Annotated in this window: 22 protein-coding genes; 12 read left to right on the top strand and 10 right to left on the bottom strand. The window is 45.3% G+C overall.

The genetic code is table 11. The features are described from left to right. Positions 1-2: 2 nt before the first annotated feature. The 6 genes from AB1Y31_10345 to AB1Y31_10320 form a co-directional block, all read right to left on the bottom strand. Positions 3-1,217 (bottom strand): heme biosynthesis HemY N-terminal domain-containing protein, encoded by a 1,215-nt coding sequence (locus tag AB1Y31_10345; GenBank protein ID MEW4983573.1) that lies wholly within the window; start codon positions 1,215-1,217, stop codon positions 3-5. Positions 1,218-1,225: 8 nt separating this feature from the next. After that, positions 1,226-2,473, bottom strand: coding sequence for a uroporphyrinogen-III C-methyltransferase (locus tag AB1Y31_10340; protein MEW4983572.1), 1,248 nt, complete (start codon positions 2,471-2,473; stop codon positions 1,226-1,228). Positions 2,474-2,593: 120 nt separating this feature from the next. Continuing rightward, positions 2,594-3,337 (bottom strand): uroporphyrinogen-III synthase, encoded by a 744-nt coding sequence (locus AB1Y31_10335; GenBank protein MEW4983571.1) that lies wholly within the window; start codon positions 3,335-3,337, stop codon positions 2,594-2,596. Continuing rightward, a complete protein-coding gene (gene hemC, locus AB1Y31_10330; GenBank protein ID MEW4983570.1) occupies positions 3,327-4,256 on the bottom strand; it encodes a hydroxymethylbilane synthase in 930 nt (309 codons plus the stop codon). Before hemC ends, AB1Y31_10335 begins: the two co-directional genes overlap by 11 nt. Before the next feature lie 64 nt (positions 4,257-4,320). Then, positions 4,321-5,061, bottom strand: coding sequence for a LytTR family DNA-binding domain-containing protein (locus tag AB1Y31_10325; protein ID MEW4983569.1), 741 nt, complete (start codon positions 5,059-5,061; stop codon positions 4,321-4,323). Then, positions 5,058-6,125, bottom strand: a complete 1,068-nt coding sequence (locus tag AB1Y31_10320) for a histidine kinase (protein ID MEW4983568.1) — start codon at positions 6,123-6,125, stop codon at positions 5,058-5,060. Before AB1Y31_10320 ends, AB1Y31_10325 begins: the two co-directional genes overlap by 4 nt. Positions 6,126-6,213: 88 nt before the next feature. Here AB1Y31_10320 and argH point away from each other — a divergent pair, with 88 nt between their 5' ends. From argH to AB1Y31_10305, 3 genes are all read left to right on the top strand, one after another. After that, the gene (argH, locus tag AB1Y31_10315) at positions 6,214-7,605 is read left to right on the top strand and encodes an argininosuccinate lyase (GenBank protein ID MEW4983567.1); all 1,392 of its coding nucleotides are present in this window, start codon (positions 6,214-6,216) and stop codon (positions 7,603-7,605) included. An 83-nt stretch (positions 7,606-7,688) separates the two neighbouring features. After that, positions 7,689-8,492, top strand: coding sequence for a GGDEF domain-containing protein (locus AB1Y31_10310; protein ID MEW4983566.1), 804 nt, complete (start codon positions 7,689-7,691; stop codon positions 8,490-8,492). A 3-nt stretch (positions 8,493-8,495) separates the two neighbouring features. Then, positions 8,496-11,339, top strand: coding sequence for a class I adenylate cyclase (locus tag AB1Y31_10305; protein MEW4983565.1), 2,844 nt, complete (start codon positions 8,496-8,498; stop codon positions 11,337-11,339). Positions 11,340-11,496: 157 nt separating this feature from the next. Here the strand turns inward: AB1Y31_10305 and AB1Y31_10300 are convergent, their stop codons facing one another. From AB1Y31_10300 to AB1Y31_10290, 3 genes are all read right to left on the bottom strand, one after another. Continuing rightward, positions 11,497-12,021, bottom strand: a complete 525-nt coding sequence (locus tag AB1Y31_10300; GenBank protein ID MEW4983564.1) for a peroxiredoxin — start codon at positions 12,019-12,021, stop codon at positions 11,497-11,499. 122 nt (positions 12,022-12,143) lie between these two features. Beyond that, entirely contained in the window at positions 12,144-13,019 is an 876-nt protein-coding gene (locus AB1Y31_10295) for a LysR substrate-binding domain-containing protein (protein MEW4983563.1), read from the bottom strand. 13 nt (positions 13,020-13,032) lie between these two features. Further along, a complete protein-coding gene (locus tag AB1Y31_10290) occupies positions 13,033-13,704 on the bottom strand; it encodes a carboxylesterase (protein MEW4983562.1) in 672 nt (223 codons plus the stop codon). 100 nt (positions 13,705-13,804) lie between these two features. Here AB1Y31_10290 and AB1Y31_10285 point away from each other — a divergent pair, with 100 nt between their 5' ends. The 5 genes from AB1Y31_10285 to xerC are packed head-to-tail and all read left to right on the top strand — an operon-like array spanning position 13,805 to position 17,635. Beyond that, positions 13,805-13,924 carry a lipoprotein gene (locus AB1Y31_10285; protein ID MEW4983561.1) on the top strand — a complete coding sequence of 40 codons (120 nt, stop codon included), beginning with the start codon at positions 13,805-13,807 and terminating at the stop codon, positions 13,922-13,924. Further along, a complete protein-coding gene (lysA, locus tag AB1Y31_10280) occupies positions 13,925-15,196 on the top strand; it encodes a diaminopimelate decarboxylase (protein MEW4983560.1) in 1,272 nt (423 codons plus the stop codon). Beyond that, positions 15,190-16,017 (top strand): diaminopimelate epimerase, encoded by an 828-nt coding sequence (gene dapF, locus AB1Y31_10275; GenBank protein MEW4983559.1) that lies wholly within the window; start codon positions 15,190-15,192, stop codon positions 16,015-16,017. The genes lysA and dapF overlap by 7 nt, the downstream gene beginning before the upstream one ends. Then, a complete protein-coding gene (locus tag AB1Y31_10270) occupies positions 16,014-16,721 on the top strand; it encodes a DUF484 family protein (GenBank protein ID MEW4983558.1) in 708 nt (235 codons plus the stop codon). Before dapF ends, AB1Y31_10270 begins: the two co-directional genes overlap by 4 nt. Positions 16,722-16,723: 2 nt before the next feature. After that, a complete protein-coding gene (gene xerC, locus AB1Y31_10265; GenBank protein ID MEW4983557.1) occupies positions 16,724-17,635 on the top strand; it encodes a tyrosine recombinase XerC in 912 nt (303 codons plus the stop codon). A 4-nt stretch (positions 17,636-17,639) separates the two neighbouring features. Here xerC and AB1Y31_10260 read toward each other — a convergent pair whose 3' ends face one another. Beyond that, on the bottom strand, positions 17,640-18,302 hold the full coding sequence (locus AB1Y31_10260; GenBank protein MEW4983556.1) for a DUF4126 domain-containing protein: 663 nt from the start codon (positions 18,300-18,302) through the stop codon (positions 17,640-17,642). Between the two features lie 132 nt (positions 18,303-18,434). Between AB1Y31_10260 and hslV the strand changes: the two genes are divergently transcribed. Genes hslV through ubiE form a run of 4 tightly spaced genes read left to right on the top strand, consistent with a single transcriptional unit; the run spans position 18,435 to position 21,459 of the window. After that, positions 18,435-18,986, top strand: a complete 552-nt coding sequence (gene hslV, locus AB1Y31_10255; GenBank protein ID MEW4983555.1) for an ATP-dependent protease subunit HslV — start codon at positions 18,435-18,437, stop codon at positions 18,984-18,986. 1 nt (position 18,987) lies between these two features. Beyond that, a complete protein-coding gene (gene hslU, locus AB1Y31_10250; GenBank protein ID MEW4983554.1) occupies positions 18,988-20,310 on the top strand; it encodes an ATP-dependent protease ATPase subunit HslU in 1,323 nt (440 codons plus the stop codon). 7 nt (positions 20,311-20,317) lie between these two features. Then, positions 20,318-20,674 carry a DUF971 domain-containing protein gene (locus AB1Y31_10245; GenBank protein MEW4983553.1) on the top strand — a complete coding sequence of 119 codons (357 nt, stop codon included), beginning with the start codon at positions 20,318-20,320 and terminating at the stop codon, positions 20,672-20,674. A gap of 35 nt (positions 20,675-20,709) precedes the next feature. Continuing rightward, the gene (ubiE, locus tag AB1Y31_10240; GenBank protein ID MEW4983552.1) at positions 20,710-21,459 is read left to right on the top strand and encodes a bifunctional demethylmenaquinone methyltransferase/2-methoxy-6-polyprenyl-1,4-benzoquinol methylase UbiE; all 750 of its coding nucleotides are present in this window, start codon (positions 20,710-20,712) and stop codon (positions 21,457-21,459) included. Positions 21,460-21,475: the final 16 nt, after the last annotated feature.

Genomic DNA, 21,475 nt, shown 5'->3' with positions numbered 1-21,475 from the left:
TTTTAAGACACGCTTGCTGTGGTTGTATTAAGTGCTGCTGTATTCATGCTTAATTTAAGGCCGGCTTTGTAGCTGGCATTAACGTCATCGGCCGAGTCGCCCTGCTGCTCTTGGGCTTGCCCCAATAAAAGATAAGCGAGGCTAGTCGGTTGTAGCGCAAGACTATCTTTTATATAGCCTTTTGCTTTGCTCCACTGACTTTGTTCCAAACAAAGTTGGGCAATGGCATTGAGTAACTCTGGGGTGGTCGTTTGCTTTCGCAACCATTTTTCTAGTTGTAACATCCTCTTCTTTATTGCTATATCTAGCTGCATGTAAAGAGCCAATAAGGATGCGTCAAATTGTGCGTTAAGTCCTTTTATCAACAACTCTTCTGCTACCCCAGTTTTTCCTGTGTTAATCAATTGAGAGGCGTAAGCATTTAGGTAACTAGGGTTGAGCGTTTGTTTTTTATTCAGTACTTTCCAAATAGATTTAAGATCGTGCTGGCTAGAATTTGAACCGCTGTTAAGCAGCTTAAGTAAGGTCTTTTGCTCAATGGCTTGCCACTCCTCACGGGGTATTTTGCGGTTGTTCTTGATCGCTGGTAGCAAGTTGTATAGCGCTTCCCAGTCGTTTAGCTGTAGGTGCGCTTTCATCAATAAGGTCAACACGATGGGCTGACTGGGGGTTGCAGTTCGGAGTTGTTGTAGCGTAGCGAGTGCTTGTTCGACTTGTCCGGCAGCCAATTGTAGTTTGGCTCGCGTTAATTGAATGGCGTGTAGTTGATCAGGTAATGCTTCCCCAGCTTTAAATAAGTAGTCATCTCGACGGTCATAAGCACTTTGCGATTGAGCGGCGTGAGCAGCGCTGAGGTAATTTAATAGAGGTGTGTCGCTTTGTTGTGCATGCCTGACGAGTAATTTCTCAGAGCGTTGCCAGTTACCTTCCGCAGAGTCAATAAGGCCTTTGTTGAGTTCTTTTTTTGACCTTATTTGCTTACGCTTTTGGTTCCATTTGCCGATATTTTTCGGTGTACGTTTAACCGTTAACAGGGCTCTAAGCGAAATATAAAACCCGACGAAGGCAATTAGCGTAATAAATATGAGCACGGCGAGCGATGTCTCGATGGATAGCTTGCCGTAGGTTAATAGAGCGTAGCCAGGTTCTAAGTGAACTTGGTAAGCGAGCCCAGTCGCAATTATAAGAGCAAGAATAGTCAGAGAAATTAGTTTCATAATCGCGCCTAGTGTTCGGCTTTAATCGATTCATCGACCGAAGTCGTCGTTTTTTCTTTAGTCGCAGGCTCCTCAGTCGGAGCCTTTTTGACAGCGGTCTCGACAGCAGGCGTGGTGACTTTTTCAACGGTCGCTTGAGTCGATAGCGCCGGTTCAATTTGATCCGCTATAGTCAAAAGCGGCAAATCACGGAGCATTTTTAACGACAGGGCAATGGACGGAAGCTCCACTTTAATGGCGGTATTCTTAAGCTCATTCAATTGCTCAATAGCCGTTTTTACAGACGGTTTGTTAGTATCAAAATAATCACTTAACCATTTGATAGAGATGGCGATACTTGCAGTGTAAAGTGCTTGGTTTTGATTGATTAACGCAAGTCGTGCAGACTCAAGCTTCAGCGCCAAGTTTTTTCTAATCAGTTCAACACGCTCGGGTGTCATTAGTGCGGCCATTGGTTTGTCATGTCGACGCACAACAATTAATTTACTGAAATTTTCCCACGCTTCGTTAAGGGTTTCCTGAATGTTTTCTGGGATGGCTGAAGGGTCGGCCTTACCGATTTCTGGTGCTTGAGCTGTTCCCGCGTGAGGCTTAGAAATTCCCATGTTAGAGACAGCATCTTCAAGGGCTAGAATCTGAGACGAAAGACCAACGGTATCCGGTAATTCAGTGCCTTTAAGAATATTAATTTCCTTTGCTAGTTGCTTGCGTACAGCAAATGTCATCGGATCGCCGTTTTCTTTAAGGCGCTGATCAGCCGCTTGTAAGGCAATAATGGCGGTATCAATATCACCTACTAATTGCAGGCGGGTGTTAGCAATACTGGTTAAATACTCAGCCTCTGCGATGAGCCATTGACGCCTATTTTTGCCAACCTGTTTTTGTAATAAGGCTATTTTTTCGCTAGATGATTGCTGTAGCTCGCTGAGTTGCTCAGATAAATCAGCTATCTCAGTGTTAATACCTATGGTGTTTGACTGGAGTTCGGTAGATAGCTCAGAGGTGCTTTTCTTAGCGGAGTCAGTGCTGTTAGACACTTGGTCCAGTCGTTGTTTTAACTGAGTAAATGCAAGGTACCCTGCGCCAGTGGCGACAACAACTAACATGACGGCGAGCCAAGCAACACCAGCGCCCGTTCTTTGTTTGGCTTGAGTGTCAGGAGTCTTTTTTGCAACCGCCTTTTTAGTCTTCGCCGGCGCTTGCTTTGAGGTGGCTTTATCCGTGGCTGTGGCTTCTTGTTTTGGTGTCTCTTGCATGAGGTATGTCCGTGAGTTATAGCAATTAGGTCACTTCAAACAATAAACCTAATGTGTGTAAAGTAAGTTAGGGATGTTTCTTAGTATAGCGTTGAAGGCTTATAAGTGCCTTAAAAATTGTTATCGTTTTTCAGCGTGAGTGATGGCCGATATCAAGCCGAAATCACTGGCCTCTTTGCAGATAATAATATGCTGACAACCAAGTTTTTTAGCGTGATGAGCAATACGCTGACTAAACACGACAAAGGTACTGTGTTGTTTTAATTCGTTGGCTGTTAGTCGCGCCAATATAAATAAATTGTCTAGCGCGAGTTGGCTGGTAATGGTGATATAGTGAGGCACCTCAAGGTGCCTAGAGTCATGGTTTCTTGGCAGGACGCGTTTGTATACATCAACTGTGCTGACGCTCATGCCCCGCTGTTGTAATTGCTCTGCTAACAAGGTTCGCCCACCTTCACCTTTTATAATGAGGCCTTTTTTTGTGCTCAGCTCGTCAGGAAACTTTTCCAATAATTGCTCTGAACTAAAGGGTTTGTCGGCGGTGATCGTAGCAGGTAAATCTATTTTTCTGAGTGCCTCAGCCGTTTTAGGGCCTATGGCGACGACGCTGGCGTCGTTCTTGGGCCATTGGCTATTAAGTAACAGGTTGGCTTGTAACACGGCGTTTGCGCTAACGAATATTAGGTAATCGCTGTTATGACATGCTTGTAAGGTAGTGGTCGCTTGAGTCGGCTCATCAACGGCTTGAGTGGCGATGGTTGGGTAACAAATAGGAAGAAAGCCTTCAGCTGTTAATTGCTCGCATAATTGTTTTGCTTGTGGCGCAGGTCGGGTAACTAAAACGGTCTGCTCATTAATCGGCATGGTTGTACAGTTTATCTAGAATGTCCTTAGCGCCACCCGCGAGTAAGCGATTGGCGACCGTTTTGCCCATCTCTTCTGCCTTTTCAAGGGGGCCTTCTAGTTGCTCGGTAATGATGACACTGCCATCTGGTTCAGCCACCAAGCCGTCTAAAATTAATAGATCGCCGTTAATTCTTGCGTGCCCAGCGATGGGCGCTTGACATCCTCCCTCAAGGGTGTAATTCATCGCGCGTTCGGCGCGAACGCGTGTAGCCGTTGCGTCATCGTGCAGGCATTTAATGAGCGCTTTTGTTGCAACATCGTCTTCACGGCATTCAACACCAATAGCGCCTTGGCCGATAGCGCAGAGCATGGTGTCGACAGCTAGCGCGGTTTTTATTCGTGATTCAAAACCGAGACGAATTAAGCCCGCTGCGGCGAGGATAATGGCGTCGTATTCACCATTATCTAGTTTTTGTAGGCGGGTATTAACGTTGCCCCGAAGTGATTGAATTTGCAAATCAGGTCGCATACTGAGCAGCTGGCATTGGCGCCTAAGGCTGGATGTGCCAACGATGGCGCCTTGTGGTAAGTCGTCGATGGTTGAGTACGTATTGGAAACAAATGCGTCGCGGGGGTCTTCACGTGAAAGAATCGCAGAAATTTCAAGCCCGTCAGGTAATTGGGCGGGCACGTCTTTCATTGAGTGCACAGCGATTTCTGCATCACCGTTTAACATGCCTTGCTCAAGTTCCTTAACAAATAGGCCTTTACCGCCAATTTTTGCCAGAGGCGTATCGAGAATTTTGTCACCCTGAGTGATCATTTTAACCAACTCAATATTGAGCGTTGGGTGCGAAGCTTTAAGTAACTTGGCAACGTGTTCAGCTTGCCAAAGTGCCAGCGGGCTTTTGCGGGTTGCGATTCTAATAAGTGACATGGATATAGGCGTTTTATGAAGTACATCGATTATAACAGCGGTTGAATCACATATTATTTGCAGTTCAGTTTTTTTGTCGAAGCAGGCGGTGTAATTCGGCTTGGTGTCGGCGACTGATGGTTAAGGTGTCTCCACAGCCATGCAGCTGCAGGTTAAATTGCCCGCTGGCTGATTTTGTAATGGATTGTATCGCGTTGATGTTGACCAAGGCATTGCGGTGGATACGAAAGAACTGTGCGGCGAACTCTTCTTCCAGTGCTTTAAGTGGCTCCTCAAGTAAAATGGAGTCGTTGGCGGTGGCTGCGAGTACGTATTTATGGTCAGCTTTAAAGAATAAAATATCAGCTAACTTCAGCACCTTTATACCCGAGTAGCTGTGCGCGCACAGCTGTTGTCGGGGCGGCGCTATCGATTGTGTTACTCGCTTAATATTATTGGAGCCGGCGTTTCGCTGCGCTGCTTTCTCTATGGCCTGCTTTAAGCGTTCTTTCTTAACGGGCTTTAGTAGGTAATCAATGGCGTTCTTGTTAAATGCTTCTACGGCGTACTCTTCGTAGGCGGTGGCAAAGATGACGCGTGTATTTAGCTTGGCATTGGCCATTTCGGCGGCAGTTTGTAAACCATCCATTTTCGGCATGCGAATATCGAGCAAGGCGATGTGTGGTCGAATTTTGATACATTGTTCCAGCGCTTCTAAACCATTTCCGGCGTCAGCATACACGGAATGTAGAGGGTTTATTTCTTCCAGCAATCTTTTTAAACGCTGCCTTGCCAGTGGTTCGTCATCGGCGATTAGAATTTTCATGATGGTTTGTTTTGGTACGGGAAAGTGAGTTGAGTTTGAAATTCTAGTTCGCTGGAGCTGATCAATAACTTGCTTTGATCGGGGAAGCAATGCTCCATTCGAAGTCGAATATTTTTGATGGCCATATTGTTGCCCGATCGAGCATTAGTATCATGTTCATTGCTGATAGGGTTTTTGACAAGTAAACTAATGGTGTTTTTTTTCATCTCGCCGAAAATACTTAATAGACCGCCTTGTTCGCTGGGCTCAATACCATGATAAACAGCATTCTCAATAATCGGTTGGATGCTCAGTGGCGGTATTAGCGCGTCATCTGGGATAGTTGAGGTATCTAATTTTATGCTCAGCCGGTCGCCTAAACGAGTCTGTTCAATGTTTAAGTATTGTTGGATTAAAGCAAGCTCTTGCTTAAAAGGAACGAGTCGCTTGGAGGTTTGCATGTTCGCCCTGAATAATTCAGACAGGTCTTCGGTGAGCGACTCTGCTAGCGGTGGGTCAACTCGGGTTAGGCTGGCGATAGTATTCAGGCTATTGAATAAAAAGTGAGGTCGTATGCGTGCCTGTAAGGCATCTAACTGGGCCTCGGCCTCAGCTCTTATTTGTTTTCGCCATTGAAATTGAATATATAAAAAGCGCAATAAAATGATGCTAAAAATGATGCTAAAAATGATGCTAATGCCTGAATTTCTCAAGTAAATGCTCATATTGCTTTGAGCAGGGGTCATAAATAAATCCAGTTGCGGTAATAAAGACGAACTGATCCAAGTGATGAAGGCGGTGCTGAGGTTGATGGTGAGGAACATAATCAGGCTGATTTTTAGCGCTGGCCAACGGTTAATTTGCCGCTTAAAGGCACAGAAAATGGCCGCACAGGTAAACGCTACCCACAAGATGAATAAGGCGTTTAAGCTTAGTGCCGTCCAGAAGTTACCGGAGATGAAGCTGGTGTTAAGCGCGAGGATAATGGCCAGTAGCTGCGAAACTAGCGTGAGATATAGCACGCTCTTAGCTCGGCACATGTCGGGCAAGAAGTATTGCTGATCCGTTTGAGAACGTTTATCCATGCTGGCGTGTTGTTCGTTTCCTATTCGCTCTAAATTAAGCCAATCTTAAGTGATATACTAGGCGAAATTCCATATTTGTCCGTAAACCATGTCACAAGATAAACAAAATAAACTGTGGGGCGGTCGCTTCACAGGAAGTACCGATGCCTTTGTTAAAGCGTTCACCGCCTCAGTTGACTTCGATCAACGTTTGGCGCCGTACGATATTCAAGGCTCCATTGCCCACGCAAAAATGCTCACCAAGGTGGGAATTTTAACAGAGCCCGAATGTCAGCAAATCCTAGAAGGCTTGGCGGAAATATTGAGGACCATCGAGGCCGGCGATTTTGAATGGTCGGTTGACCTTGAAGATGTGCATATGAACATTGAAGCCGCATTAACGGAGCGTATAGGCGTTGCCGGGAAGAAGTTGCACACGGGGCGTTCGAGAAACGACCAAGTAGCGACCGATATTCGTTTGTTTTTGCGCGACCAATTAGACTTAATTCAATCTGAATTGGCTCGTTTGCAAATAGGCTTAGTTGGCCTTGCTGGAGACAACGCCGATACCATTATGCCCGGCTTTACCCACTTGCAGGTAGCGCAGCCAGTGACGTTTGGTCATCATTTAATGGCGTGGTTTGAAATGTTAAAGCGTGATGCAGAGCGTTTTGCTGATTGTGCTAAACGGGTGAATGTAATGCCACTAGGTTCTGCTGCATTAGCAGGAACCAGTTACCCAATTGATCGTTTGATGACGGCTGAATTATTGGGTTTCTCACGTCCATCAGAAAACTCATTAGACGGCGTTAGTGACCGCGATTTTGCGATTGAGTTTTGTGCGGCGTCTGCTTTGTTGATGACGCATTTGTCACGCTTTTCTGAAGAGATTGTGTTGTGGACCAGTGCGCAATTTAACTTTATTCAATTACCGGATGCGTTTTGTACCGGTTCGTCGATTATGCCGCAAAAGAAAAACCCTGATGTACCCGAGTTGGTGCGCGGTAAAACAGGGCGTGTTAACGGTAATTTAGTGTCATTATTAACCTTGATGAAATCTCAGCCATTGGCGTACAACAAAGATAACCAAGAAGACAAAGAGCCGTTGTTCGATACGGTCGATACGGTACTGGGCTCGTTGCGGGCGTTTGCCGACATGGTGCCGAATATTGAACCGGTAAAAGAGTCGATGTTGGCAGCGGCAAAGCAAGGGTTTTCAACGGCAACAGACCTTGCAGATTACTTGGTGGGTAAGGGTATTCCTTTTAGGGATGCGCACGAAGTCGTAGGCCTAGCGGTACGCTTAGGTACGCAAACCAATCGTGACTTATCAGAGCTATCACTGACAGAATTACAGAGCTTTTCGCAAAAAATCACTGATGACGTGTTTGAGGTGTTAACGCTAGAGGGCTCCGTTTCAGCGCGCGATCATTTAGGTGGTACTGCGCCAAACCAAGTACGTCAAGCGGTGGCAAATGCTAAAGAGTTCTTAGCGAAATGAAGATAAGCTAAAAAAAACCGACATTATTCAAAATTTAGGCAATACTTGAGAGTAACTTTTAATAAAAACAACTAATTGCAAAAATGATCGATTCATTATCAGGGGGGTGGGGTCAGCAAGCATTAGAAGTCGCCGACTTTGGTGCGCTCGTTTTGCATGATCAACACACCCAATGGATAAATCCGTACCTTCTTGCTTTGCTTGACTTAAAAGAAGACGATTTAGCGGACCGCATCACCTCAGAACCTGATCGACTTTCCAGCTTGTTGCTGGGTACAGATAACCCGTTTCTTATTGCAAATAAGAGTGGAAAGGAGACGTGGTTAAAGCGAGAGCATATTAAGACGGCGGGGTATGACATCTATTTTTTTCATGATTGTAGTGGCCTCGTTATTATCGGTAATGAATGCCGACGTTTGCAGCACGATTTGACAGGTTTGAACCCTAAAGACCCCGTGACCGGCATGATGAGCAACGACGTTATTGTTGAAATGCTCGAAGGGCATATCAGCCGTAGTCGTCGTTATGATAACCCACTGGCATTACTGAGAATTCGTTATGAGTTTTCTGAGCAAATGGATGCGCAATTATTCTCGCGTAGCATCAAGCGAATTGCTTTCTTTCTTAAAGACCAACTGCGTTGGGCCGATCAAATTGGCATGCTAGACCGGCATACTTTTTTAGTCATACTGCCTGAAACGGATTACTCCTCGGCGGTAGCGTTGCTAAAAAAGTTTAATGAAGAACCGCACCTATCGTTATTTTCTAAAGGGGATGGCCGGCCCATGTCCTTTTCTGTGGGGCTGACCGAATGGGCAAAAGGCGATACGACCCCAAAAATGTTACAAAATACTCGACAGGATGTTGATTTAACGATGATGATGTAGCGCATGGTTGATTTACAAAAAAGGCCGCTTCAAGAACGAAACTTGAAGAGTATTAAGCTGGTTGGCCCTGATGGCGAGATCAGTAAGAAAGACCTCAGAGTAGTTAAGCAACGCTTTTTAAACCTTCATAAGTTGAAAATGCAGCGAGCGCTCGATGCCATTACGCCTCGTCAGAAGATATTTTTGGAATTGCTGCCCTTGCTGTTTCACGTTAATCATCCCGTATTGCCAGGCTATGTATCCAGCAAAACGCCAGCAGGTATTGCCGATTACGCGCCGAGCAAACTCTCGATAGAGAAAGCTAAAAAGCTTGGTAAGGGCTTTGTTTATAGTAAACGGGCAAAGCGCGTTTTTGGCATTGAGTCTATTTTCTTGATGGGAAGTGTCGGCAGTATTGCTTATGTTAAAGGCAGCGACATGGATTTATGGCTATGTCACGGGCCTAATTTGTCAGTGAAAGAGTTGACATTGCTGCAAGAAAAAGCCACAGAGATTGAAAAGTGGGCGGATACTCTGGGCCTTGAGGTGCATTTCTTTTTAATGAATGCGGAGCAATTTAAGCAGGGTGCGGCAACCCCGTTGTCGTCTGAAAGCAGTGGTAGTACGCAGCATCATTTGTTGCTGGAAGAGTTTTATCGCACGGCTTTGTATGTGGCGGGTCGTTACCCAGTTTGGTGGTTAGTACCGCCCGAGGCAGAAAATAATTACCAAGAGTTTGTTGATAGTTTATTAAAGCAACGTTTCATTGATAAGCACGATGTGATTGACTTTGGAGGGCTTGAGCGTGTTCCTGCAGAAGAGTTCTTGGGTGCCTCGTTCTGGCATTTATATAAGGCCATCGACTCACCGTACAAGTCGCTATTAAAGTTGATGTTAATGGAATCGTACGTCGACCAGTATCCCAATTCATGTTGGGCGGCGTTGTTAATGAAAGAGCGTGTTTATGCGGGTGAGTCTGACGTTAATAAACTAGACGCCTACCTTATTTTGTATGATGTGCTAGAGCAATATTTCATTAAAAGAAATGAACCTGAACGCTTGGATTTAATGCGTTATTGTTTTTACAGTAAACTGAATGAGCACTCTAGTAACTCATCAAAGCATGATTGGCGTCAGGAAGTGTTTGGTGAATTACTGGCTCAGTGGCTACCTCTGCCGGATTATCTTGAGAGTTCGCTAGAGAATAAAGAATGGGATATTTCACAAGTTCAGCAAGAAAAAGAGCGCCTAACCAATGAGTTAACGCACAGTTATCGCTTATTAATGCGCTTTGCAAAAGAACGAATTGATAAGTCAAAACGTGATAGCGATGAGCTGACATTGTTGGGCAGAAAGCTTAATGCGGCCTTTGAAAGACGCCCGGGTAAACTAGAACGCGCTACGATAAAAAACACACGTATTCGGCAAGAAAGTAAAGTTCTCTTAAAGCAACACTCGCTACAAAACGAGCAAGCGAGTTGGGTGCTAAGTCGGCTAGATGTAAATCAGCAAGAACAATTTATTCGTCAATCACACGGTTTGATTGGCTTGTTGGCGTGGTGTGTTGATTACGGCGTTCTTGGCGAGAAAACTAAAATTGCTTTAGACCCGGGTGCGAGTCACATCAGTTCGCGAGAAGTGTTGCAAACGCTACGCAGTGTCTCGATTTTTTTTAACGCCTTACCGAAAAAGCCTGCGGACCTGAACGCCTACCGTTATAAGCCGGTGGTGACCAATGCGATGCTGGTGATTAATTCGGGTTTGGATTCGATGAGTGGTTTTACCGAGCGAGGAATTAACCTGACCAGTGAGCGTTCAGATGCGCTAAGTTTTGGCTCGCAGCGTCGTAATTTGGTTCACAGTGTAGACATGGTGTTGCGCAACTCGTGGAACGAAATAGTGGTTGGTAAATATGATTCCGTGGGTGGTCTGATGACTTGCTTGTGTGAAATTTTTGACCATAAAACATTGGGCGCTACACAGGTGCTGCCAATACTAGTGTGTACCAGCTACAACTCGCCTAGGGCGATGAGTGTGTCAAAGCGAATACAAGGCTTGTTCAAAGAAATAGCGGCTGTGTTCAAAGGCTATAGTAAAGAATCGTCGCCTAGGTTGGTCATTCAGTCAGCCCGTTCATTCTTTATCATGCAGGTTAAAGATAGGAAAATGACCGCTATTACAGTCACGGAGGAATACCTGTTGGCTGAACTGTCAGCGTCACAACTTGTTTATAGCCCTGTGCATTTTGATAGCGGGGTGGATCAGAAAGGCTTGCTTCCAGTAATTTTTGGTCACCATAAAGCAAATATTACGAGTATTTATTACATTCAGACTAGCGATGATAAGGCGCAAATTTATATTCTGGATGAAAAGGGCTCTTTGTTTTTTAAGGAGCAACGTTTTGTCAGTGAAAGTGTGCTGTTGCAATCCTATAAAGAATTGATTGAAAGTATTTTTCATCGTCGCCGTTTAGCGGCTTATGAATTAGATGATATGACGTTTGATTTGGAAATTGAGTGTTTCAGAGTTGAGAAAGTTCGCCAGAGTTGGGCTATAAAAGAAGTTTTTGTTTCGCACAAAGCAGCGACTAAAGGTATGGACGTGCGAGTGGCTTATGATGCCCAGACAAAAGAATCACATATTTATTGTAATGAACGTACATTTTCAAGCCTAGAGTATGCCGACCAATTGTATAGTGAGGTGTCGGCATTCATTCGAGAAAAAAGAAATGCCGTTGAAGAATACCCTGTCTATATCACGGATATTGATTTACCTTACGAAGAATTAGCTGCAACTAGCCATGCTCAGCTGCAAACGGTTCACTATTTAAACTATAAACAGCGTATAGAAGAGAAATTGAACGTTTAATGCTATAGCAGCGTTGCGAGGGCTGACTTCCTGCTATTTTGAAAAACCCCAGACGGCATAAGGAATTCGACAGCAATATTGTAGCGCTGATGGTTGGTCATTTATCAACAGCAATGCCTTTGCAGCGAAGGCTTACAAAGGCACTACTTGCAACGGGTTACGCCTGCTTTAGATGATTGAGCATGGTATCAATATCACTGCATGTAAACGGGTCATCGGAACAGTTATCTACTTTCCCCGGTTCGCTGAATATGGCGGTGATTTTGCTATCCTCAACAAGCATTGAATAACGCCATGAACGATCACCAAACCCTAGGTTCTCTTTTTTTACCAGCATGCCCATAAGACGCGTAAATTCACCGTTGCCATCAGGTAGCATTTTGACGTTCTTAACGCCGAGGTTTTTGCCCCACTGAAACATAGTGAAGGCATCGTTAACGCTTAAGCAATAAACTTCATCAACGCCCTGTTTTTTGAGTTCGTCGTATTTAGCGTCAAACCCAGGTAAATGAGTGCTTGAGCAGGTAGGTGTGAAAGCGCCAGGCAAAGCAAAAATGACGATTTTTTTGCCGCTAAAAATTTCGTCAGATGTAACGTCTTGCCAGCGAAAAGGGTTTTCGCCTTCAATGCTTTCATCTCTAACGCGGGTTTTGAATGTAACGTGGGGTACGGTATTGCCCATTTGATTCTCCAATATTAATTTAACAAAGTGCGATAGTACGCGCCAATAGGAGACAGTGTATACAATGCCAATGAATCGATAAAATCAATTGTTCTTATAGCAGCAATAGTTTTTACCTATCATTAATTCAAGCTTTGTAAGAGAGCTTTGACTTTATCCATGAGCAATGTTCTAGGGCTGGTTTTTCGCCAGACTAGGAAAATACTCCGTTTAGGTTGCGGTTCTGTAAAGGGGATGTAACAAATATCCTTATCATTACGTTGAACGGCTATTTCAGGAATAAGGGTAATGCCGGTGTTTGCACGCACCATTTGCCTAAGCGTTTCTAAGCTGGTTGCTCGAACGTCTTGTTCTTCAGCGGCTCCATTTATTTGGCAAAATTGCAGCGCCTGATCTCGTAGGCAGTGGCCCTCGTCGAGTAAAAGTAATGGCTCACCGACTAAATCTTCAGGAGAAACTAGGGCTTGCTTAGCTAAGGGGTGTTGTGAAGAAACGGCTAATTTGAAAGGGTCGTCAAATAAGTGTTCAGCGCACAAATAATCGCCTTTTATAGGGGCGGCCAGTAATGCAGCATCGAGTTCGCCATTTTTGAGTTGTTGAATTAAAGTGTTCGTTTTTTCTTCCACCAAAATTAAGCGGATATCCGGCAGTTGTTTTTTTATTTGTGGAACTAAAGCAGGCAGCACATACGAGGCAAGTGTTGGAAATGCGCCTAATTTAAAACGCCCTGAGAGTGGGTTTTGGGCGCTTTTGGAAAGCTCTTCAATTAAGCTGATTTCTTGTAGCGCCCGCCTAGCAGTGGAGATAATGCGCGCACCCACCTCAGTGATCAGCACGCGTTTATTATTGCGTTCAAAGATTTTTACACCCAAGGTTTCTTCTAGCTTCTTAACCTGCATACTGAGGGTGGGTTGGCTTACAAAACAACGTTCAGCCGCATGCACAAAGCTTTTTAAGTCGGCAACAGCAACGATGTACTTTAAATCTCTAAGATTCATCTCGTCCCTATTTTCAGGAAAGAACGGTTGTGAGCCAGGTTTTGATATGAGAAATTTCTTGCGGAGAAACTGAATGCTCCATTGGGTAGTTGTTCCACTCAACGCAATAACCGGACTCTTCAAGGAAGTGGCGTGATGACTCAGCCTGATCAATCGGGATGACAGAGTCAAAATTGCCATGGCCATAAAAAATTGGGATATCGCCATTGCCGCTCTGTGTCGCGTTAGGCAGCGTGTCGCGCATGGGTATATAGGTTGAAAGTGCCATAATGCCGGCGAGCGTATCGGGGAAACGAATACCTGCATCAATGGCAACGACGCCGCCTTGGGAAAACCCAGCAATAACAATTTTAGAAGGCTCGATGCCCATCGCTATTTCATCGTTGATCATGTCGGTGATCGTGGCGCTGGATTGAATAATGCCAGCACTGTCGGCGCGTTTCATTAAGTCCATTTCGCTGATGTCGTACCAAGCGGGCATCACCGCGCCACGATTAATGGTAACGGGGATATTGGGTGCATGTGGAAAAACAAAGCGAATGCCTAATTCATCTTGTATACCGAGTTCCGGCACGATGGGGGCAAAATCGTTGCCGCTTGCGCCAAGGCCATGTAGCCAAATAACGCTACAGCGGATAGGGGTGTTAGGGTTAGAAATAATAGAAGGCAGTCGAGTCGCTTGCATAGTGTTGGTTTCAAGTTGAGTTGCTAAAAGGGATTAGAGTATGCCAAAAAACGTCAAGCGTTTATACTGCTGACTATCTAAATAGTAAAAGGGTGCAAAGATGATGCATTTATTAAAAGTGCTGTTGATTCTGGGTTTGGTCGCAGTATCAGCGGGTTGTGGGCAAAAAGGCCCGTTGTATATGCCAAGCCAGCAAGCGGCTCAACAACAAGGCCTGTAAATGGATTATTTTCAGTACCGTGGCAACCAGCTGTATGCGGAAGGAGTCAGTGTTGAATCAATTGTTAATCAATTTGCTACACCGACCTATATTTATTCTAGAGCAACATTAGAGCGTCACTGGAATGCGTTTGATCAGGCGTTTGGCGACCGTCCACACTTAATTTGTTATGCCGTTAAAGCCAATTCAAATATTGCGGTTTTAAATGTGTTGGCTCGACTGGGTTCGGGCTTTGACATTGTCTCTGTCGGCGAACTTGAGCGTGTTTTAACAGCAGGCGGGCAGCCCGAGAAAATAGTTTTTTCTGGTGTCGGTAAACGCCGTGATGAAATTCGTCGTGCGTTAGAGATTGGCATTCGCTGTTTTAATGTAGAAGTGTCGACGGAGCTTGACCGCATTAATGAGATTGCTGCCGATGTCGGCGTGATTGCGAATATCTCTATTCGCGTTAACCCCGATGTAGACGCACAAACACACCCTTATATTTCAACGGGTTTAAAAGAAAATAAGTTTGGTTTGGATATTGAAACGGCGTTTGAGCAATACCAGCGTGCAGATCAATTTGCCAATTTGAATGTGGTCGGTTTGGACTGTCATATTGGTTCTCAATTGACCGATGTGAAGCCATTTGTCGACGCATTGGATCGCGTGCTGAGCTTGCTGGATCGTTTAACAGCGGTTGGTATTGATATTCAACACCTAGATTTAGGCGGCGGCTTAGGTATTTGCTATCGCGATGAGCAACCGCCTTCACCGGCTGAATATGTGGCTGCGTTGTATGAAAGGCTGGGTGAGTTGCCGTACGAAATTTTGTTAGAGCCCGGCCGAGCCATTGCTGGGAATGCTGGTATTTTGGTGACCGAGGTGGAATATATTAAGCCAACTGAGGATAAGCAATTTGCGATAGTCGATGCGGCGATGAATGACCTGATGCGTCCGGCTTTGTATCAAGCGTGGCAAGATATTGTTCCAGTAAATTTGCAGTCTAATGCTAAAAAAAGCAATTACGACATTGTAGGCCCAGTGTGTGAAACAGGTGATTTTCTGGGTAAAGATCGAGAGCTTGCAATATCACAAGGCGATTTATTGGCTATTCGCTCATCGGGCGCTTACGGCTTTACCATGAGTTCAAATTACAATTCTCGCCCAAGTGTGGCTGAGGTAATGGTTGATGGTGAGCAAACTCACCTTGTTGGTGCGCGTCAGAGTATTGAGAGCTTATGGCAAAACGAAGCCTTGTTGCCTAATGAATTTGAGGAAGTCGGTTGTTGATTAACTTCAGCAAAATGCACGGCTTAGGTAATGACTTTGTTGTTATTGATGCGATCAGTCAAACACTTGATTTAACAGCTGAAAAAATTCGAAAGCTGGCGGACAGACATTATGGCGTAGGTTTTGACCAACTTTTAGTGGTGGAGCAGGCGGCGGGAAATGCAGATTTTAGGTATGTCATTTATAACGCCGATGGTAGTGAGGTGTCGCAATGTGGCAATGGTGCGCGCTGTTTTGCGCTGTTTGTGAGGCAAAAAGGGCTCACTGAGAAGCGTACGATTCGAGTGGAAACCGGCGCTGGTGAATTGGTGTTAAATATCAATGCAGATAATGAGGTGACGGTCGATATGGGGCGGCCGCAGTTTTTACCGGCAGATATTCCCTTGCTCGCGACGCAGCAGCAGGTGCTTTATCAGGTTGATGTTGCTGGGAGTAGCATTAAATTTTCAGCACTATCGATGGGTAACCCGCATGCCGTTATTCAAGTTGATGATATTGAAATCGCAGCGTTGGAATCGGTTGGCGTAGCGATGGAAAGCCACGAGGTATTCCCAGAACGTGCAAACATAGGGTTTAGCCAAATAACGGGTGTTTCAAGTGTGGCCTTGCGTGTGTATGAGCGTGGTGCAGGTGAGACATTGGCCTGCGGTAGTGGTGCGTGTGCAGCAGCGGTTGCCGGCATTCAATTGGGTAAACTCACTTCGCCTGTCACTGTCTCTTTAGCCGGTGGTGAGCTGCAAATTGATTGGCAAGGAAAAGAAGCGCCGGTGATGATGACGGGGCCTGCTGCATTTGTTTTTGATGGTATGATTGAGCTATGAGCGAGCAACAAACATTAAAAGAGGCAAGCGATTTAACGGCAGAGCAGGTTCGTGACTATTTACTAGAAACGCCTGATTTCTATAATCAATACCCAGAGTTGCTGGAAGATATTCAGGTGACTGAGCAACGCGGTGGTGTGGTTTCTCTTACTATGCGCCAATTGGCCGTCTTACGAGATAAGAACGAAAAATCACAGAAACAATTAGAAGGACTGTTGGCAATTGCACGTGAGAATGATGCGTTATTCGGGCGTATGCAACAGCTGACAACGGCGTTAATTGATGCGCGTTGCGTAGAAGATGTGTTTGCGACGCTGGATGATACCTTGCGAGAATGTTTTGGAGCCGATTTTTTTGCTATCCGTTTAGTGCAAGATGAAGGCGAATCAGACTTCCCCATTAGCGATGTTGTTTGGTCGAAAGATGCCGCCCAATTAGAGCAGTTTAAACGCGTCTTTGAATCACAACAAATAAAATGCGGCCACCCCACTCATACGCAAGCAGAGGCGTTATTTAGCGAACAGGCGTCAGAGGTTCAATCAGTCGCTTTAATTCCGTTGAAAATTGATCAGCAAGATGGTCTATTAGCAATAGGCAGTACAGAGACGGATCGTTTCCACCCGACAATGGGTACGTTGTTTTTAGCGCACCTTGGTGAACTCGTCGCCAAACGATTGAACTCATTGCAACCGTTTAAAAAATAACAATGGATAAAATGGCTGTTGATGTTTGTCAGCAGTTTCTAGACGTTCTTAGAGTAGAGCGTCGACTCTCTTTAAATACCCTAAAAGCGTACCAGCGCGATTTAGCTCAGCTAACAATATATTGTGATGAGCAAGGCTTTAATACATGGGCTGAGTTAAATGGCCATCATGTTCGCCGATTTATTGCTGAACGGCATCGAAAAGGGCTAGGTAGCCGAAGTTTGCAGCGAGAGCTGTCGGCTTGTCGAAGCTTTTTTGGCCACTTGGTAAAAATAAAGGAGTTACCCAGTAATCCCGCCAACGGTATTCGAGCGCCAAAGGCACCAACAACATTGCCTACGGTGCTGGATGTTGACCAAATCAATGTGCTTTTAGAAGTTGAACCCACGGATTCATTGGAAATGCGTGATCTTGCGATGTGGGAGTTACTGTATTCATCCGGTCTACGCGTCAGTGAATTAGCCAATGTAAGTTTGATGGATGTGGATTTAAGTGGACGAACAGTCTATGTGCTGAGTGGTAAAGGGGGAAAGTCACGACTATTGCCACTGGGTGGCAAAGCCGTCAGTGCGATAAAGGCATGGTTATCGGTACGAATGGAGCTTGTTAAAGCAGATGAAATGGCTTTGTTTGTGGGTAAAACGGGGTCGCGTTTAAGTACTAGAAGTATTCAGTTGCGTTTGGAAAGGTGGCGGAAACGTCAGGGCTTACAGGGGCGATTGTATCCGCATATGTTACGGCATTCATTTGCTAGTCATATGTTGGAATCGAGCCAAGATTTGAGAGCGGTACAGGAGTTGTTAGGTCATAGTAATATTAGTACGACACAGGTTTATACTCATTTGGACTTTCAACACTTAGCGTTGGTGTATGACCAAGCCCACCCGCGGGCAAAGCAAAAAAAGAAAGAGTGAGAAGCTAATCCGGTTTTGGCAACTTTCCGTCAGATGGTGTGCTTAAAATATCGTCATCGCTTGACCAGCCAAATAGCTTACCTAAGAATTTAAAAACACGTTTAATGCCACGCCATAATTTAGGCAGTGCCCAAATCATCAGCAGGATAAAGAAAACCAAGCCGACGACAAAGAAAGTAGGGTGTTGAATGGAAGCCCAAACGCCGGCAAAGACGGCCACGTCTTCCATGATGGATGCGGTCCAGTTAGTAAATGGTTCGGGTGAAGTGTTGATCAATACGCGGCTACCTGCTTTGGTCGCGTGGGTGACGCCAGCCAAGCTACCACCAACAATCGCAGCAGCAACTTCAGCGGCAAGGCCAATGTCACCAATAGCGCCTGCGGCTAACAGAGCACCGGCAGGGATTCTAATGAAGGTATGTATGGTGTCCCAGCCAGTATCAACGCCCGGTACTTTGTCGGCAAAAAACTCAACTGCGTACATTAAACCTGCGGCTGTCATCACCAAAGGGTCGGCCACAATCATAAGGTCTGGCGGCAAATCGATGCTGCCGGTGTGGGCTAAATATCCCAGCATAAGGAGTGTGGCGTATAAATTAATACCGCTGCCCCAGGCGGCACCCATACTGAGCGCCAGCGTCTGAGAAATTTGGTTTAGTTCATCCACGATATTGACTCCCTGTTGTAATCGATAATAAGAATATCATAAGTAATATGAATAACGGCTAAACAAACGTCGCAGGCACGCGAAGCCCATAATAGTGTGTAAAATGTAGGGTCAACATGAAAGTGAGAGGCAATAGTGGATTTTAGAGGAACAACGATTCTTTCTGTGCGGCGCGGAAACAGCGTGGTGATTGGTGGTGACGGACAGGTTACGCTGGGTAATACCATCATGAAAGGTAATGCTAGAAAAGTTCGCCGGCTAGCCGGTGGCGACGTCATTGCTGGTTTTGCAGGGGCAACGGCCGATGCCTTTACCTTGTTTGAGCGTTTCGAAGGGATGCTGGAAAAGCACCACGGTAACTTAACTCGCGCGGCAGTGGAGATGGCAAAAGACTGGCGAACCGACCGAATGCTTCGAAAATTAGAAGCGCTACTGGCCATTGCCGACAGTAAAGATTCGCTGATTATTTCTGGTAACGGTGATGTCATTCAGCCGGAACAAGATCTCATTGCGATTGGCTCGGGCGGACCGTTTGCCCAATCGGCAGCACGTGCGTTACTGGAAAATACGGATTTATCGGCGCGGGAAATTGTAGAAAAAGCTTTAGGTATAGCTGGGGATATATGCATTTACACCAATCACAATCACACGATTGAAGAATTAGTTGCAGAGGAAAAAAAGTAACATGAGCCAAATGACACCAAAAGAAATCGTGCATGAGCTCGATAAACACATCGTTGGACAAAATGCTGCCAAAAGAGCGGTAGCTATCGCACTAAGAAACCGTTGGAGGCGTTCGCAAGTAGCCGTTAATTTACGCAGTGAAATTACGCCTAAGAATATCTTGATGATTGGCCCAACAGGCGTGGGTAAAACTGAGATTGCACGTCGTTTGGCGACCTTAGCAAAGGCACCCTTTATAAAGATTGAGGCGACTAAATTCACCGAAGTGGGTTATGTTGGTCGTGATGTTGACTCTATTATCCGCGATCTTGCTGATATCGCCGTTAAAATGACGCGCGAAGTTGAAATGGGAAAGTTCAAACGTAGGGCGGAAGATGCGGCCGAAGACAGGGTTCTTGATATTTTGTTGCCTCGCGCTGAAAGCGCAGACCCTGACGACACAGCGGGCGATTCCACACGACAAAAATTTCGTAAAAAATTGCGAGAAGGCGATTTAGACGATAAGGAAATTGAAGTGGAAATGAGTGCGCCGAGTGTGGGTGTGGAAATTATGGCGCCTCCGGGCATGGAAGAAATGACCAATCAATTGCAGGGTATGTTTCAAAACATATCGGGCGATAAAAAGAAAAAACGCAAAATGGCTATTAAACAAGCCTTGGTGGTCATGACTGAAGAAGAAGCCGGGAAACTGGTCAATGAAGAAGAGTTGAAGCAGAAGGCGATAGATAACCTTGAGCAAACGGGCATCGTTTTCCTAGATGAGCTGGACAAGGTCTGTAAGCGTGGCGATAGTGGCGGTGCAGATGTGTCGCGTGATGGCGTGCAACGCGATTTACTGCCGTTGGTTGAAGGCAGTACGGTGACGACTAAGTATGGCGCAGTAAAAACAGATCATATTTTGTTTATCGCCTCGGGTGCTTTCCACGTGTCGAAGCCTTCAGACCTTATTCCTGAGCTACAAGGCCGTTTCCCTATTCGGGTAGAACTGGATGCATTGGTGGCAGCCGATTTTGTACGAATTTTAACCGAACCGGATGCATCGTTAACTGAACAATATACCGCCTTATTGGAAACAGAAGGCGTTAACCTGCAGTTTACAGAAGATGGCATTGCACGCATTGCGGAAATGGCGTGGCAGGTTAATGAAGGCACTGAAAATATTGGCGCTCGTCGTTTACACACGATTTTGGAACGCTTGTTGGATGAAATTTCATTCAAGGCACCGGCTGGTTCACAGTTGAATGAAGTGGTTGATGCAGCTTATGTTGATGCACATTTAGCTGAGCTAGCATCGGATGAAGATTTATCACGTTATATATTGTAGGTAACAAATGGTAGCAATTACAGATTTAGCGCTCGATCAAAAGAGCAGGGTGTTAACGTTAAGTTTTGACGATGGCAGGTCAACGGAGCTTAGTTGTGAATATTTACGCGTATTTTCGCCATCGGCAGAAGTTCGTGGGCATGGCCCGGGGCAAGAAGTGCTGCAAATTGGTAAAGAAAACGTCAATATCGTCGCGATAGAGCCAGTAGGCAATTACGCTGTTCGATTGGTGTTTAGTGATGAGCACGATACAGGCTTATATGCGTGGAATTTCTTAATTGAATTGGCCGAGAATAAAGAAAAAAATTGGCAAGATTACTTGAATAGGCTTGAAGAAGCAGGGCATCAACGTCAGGTGTCGTGAATTAATAACGCTAATAAACGTATACAGGGTTAGTTATGGGTGATAAAGCAACAACACATTTCGGTTTTACAGACGTTCCAGTCGAAGAAAAAGTTGGAAAAGTCCGCGAAGTTTTTGATTCGGTAGCACCGTCGTACGACATTATGAACGACCTTATGTCGATGGGCGTACACCGATTATGGAAGCGCTTTACTGTGGAAATAGCCAATGTGAAACCGGGCCATGTCGTATTAGACCTAGCGGGCGGCACAGGTGACTTATCGGCGCTGTTTGCCAAGCGTGTAGGTCAGAATGGCAAAGTTGTTTTAGCCGACATTAATGAAGCGATGTTGCGGGTAGGTCGTGACCGAATGATTGATAAAGGCCTAATTAAAAACATTACGTACAACCTAGCGAATGCGGAATGTCTGCCATATTCATCAAATCAATTTGATCGTGTTTGTATTGGTTTTGGTTTAAGAAACGTGACCGATAAGAACGCGGCATTACGCTCCATGTTTGATGTGTTAAAGCCGGGTGGTCGTCTGTTAATTTTAGAATTTTCAAAACCGGTCAGCCCAATTTTAGATAAAATTTATGACATCTATTCGTTTAAACTACTGCCTAAAATTGGTGAGTTAATTGCTAAAGACGGCGATAGCTATCAATATTTGGCTGAGTCAATTCGTATGCACCCCGATCAAGCAACGCTTAAAAGTATGATGGAAGAGGCGGGTTTTGAACGCTGCCAAGTGAATAACTTAACCGGCGGCATTGTTGCCGTTCACACGGGTTATAAACTCTAGTCGTCGTGTCGTTAGT

The sequence above is a fragment of the Cycloclasticus sp. genome, assembly GCA_040743155.1.
Taxonomy (GTDB): Bacteria; Pseudomonadota; Gammaproteobacteria; order Methylococcales; family Cycloclasticaceae; genus Cycloclasticus.
This window is presented reverse-complemented; position numbering and strand designations above follow the sequence as displayed.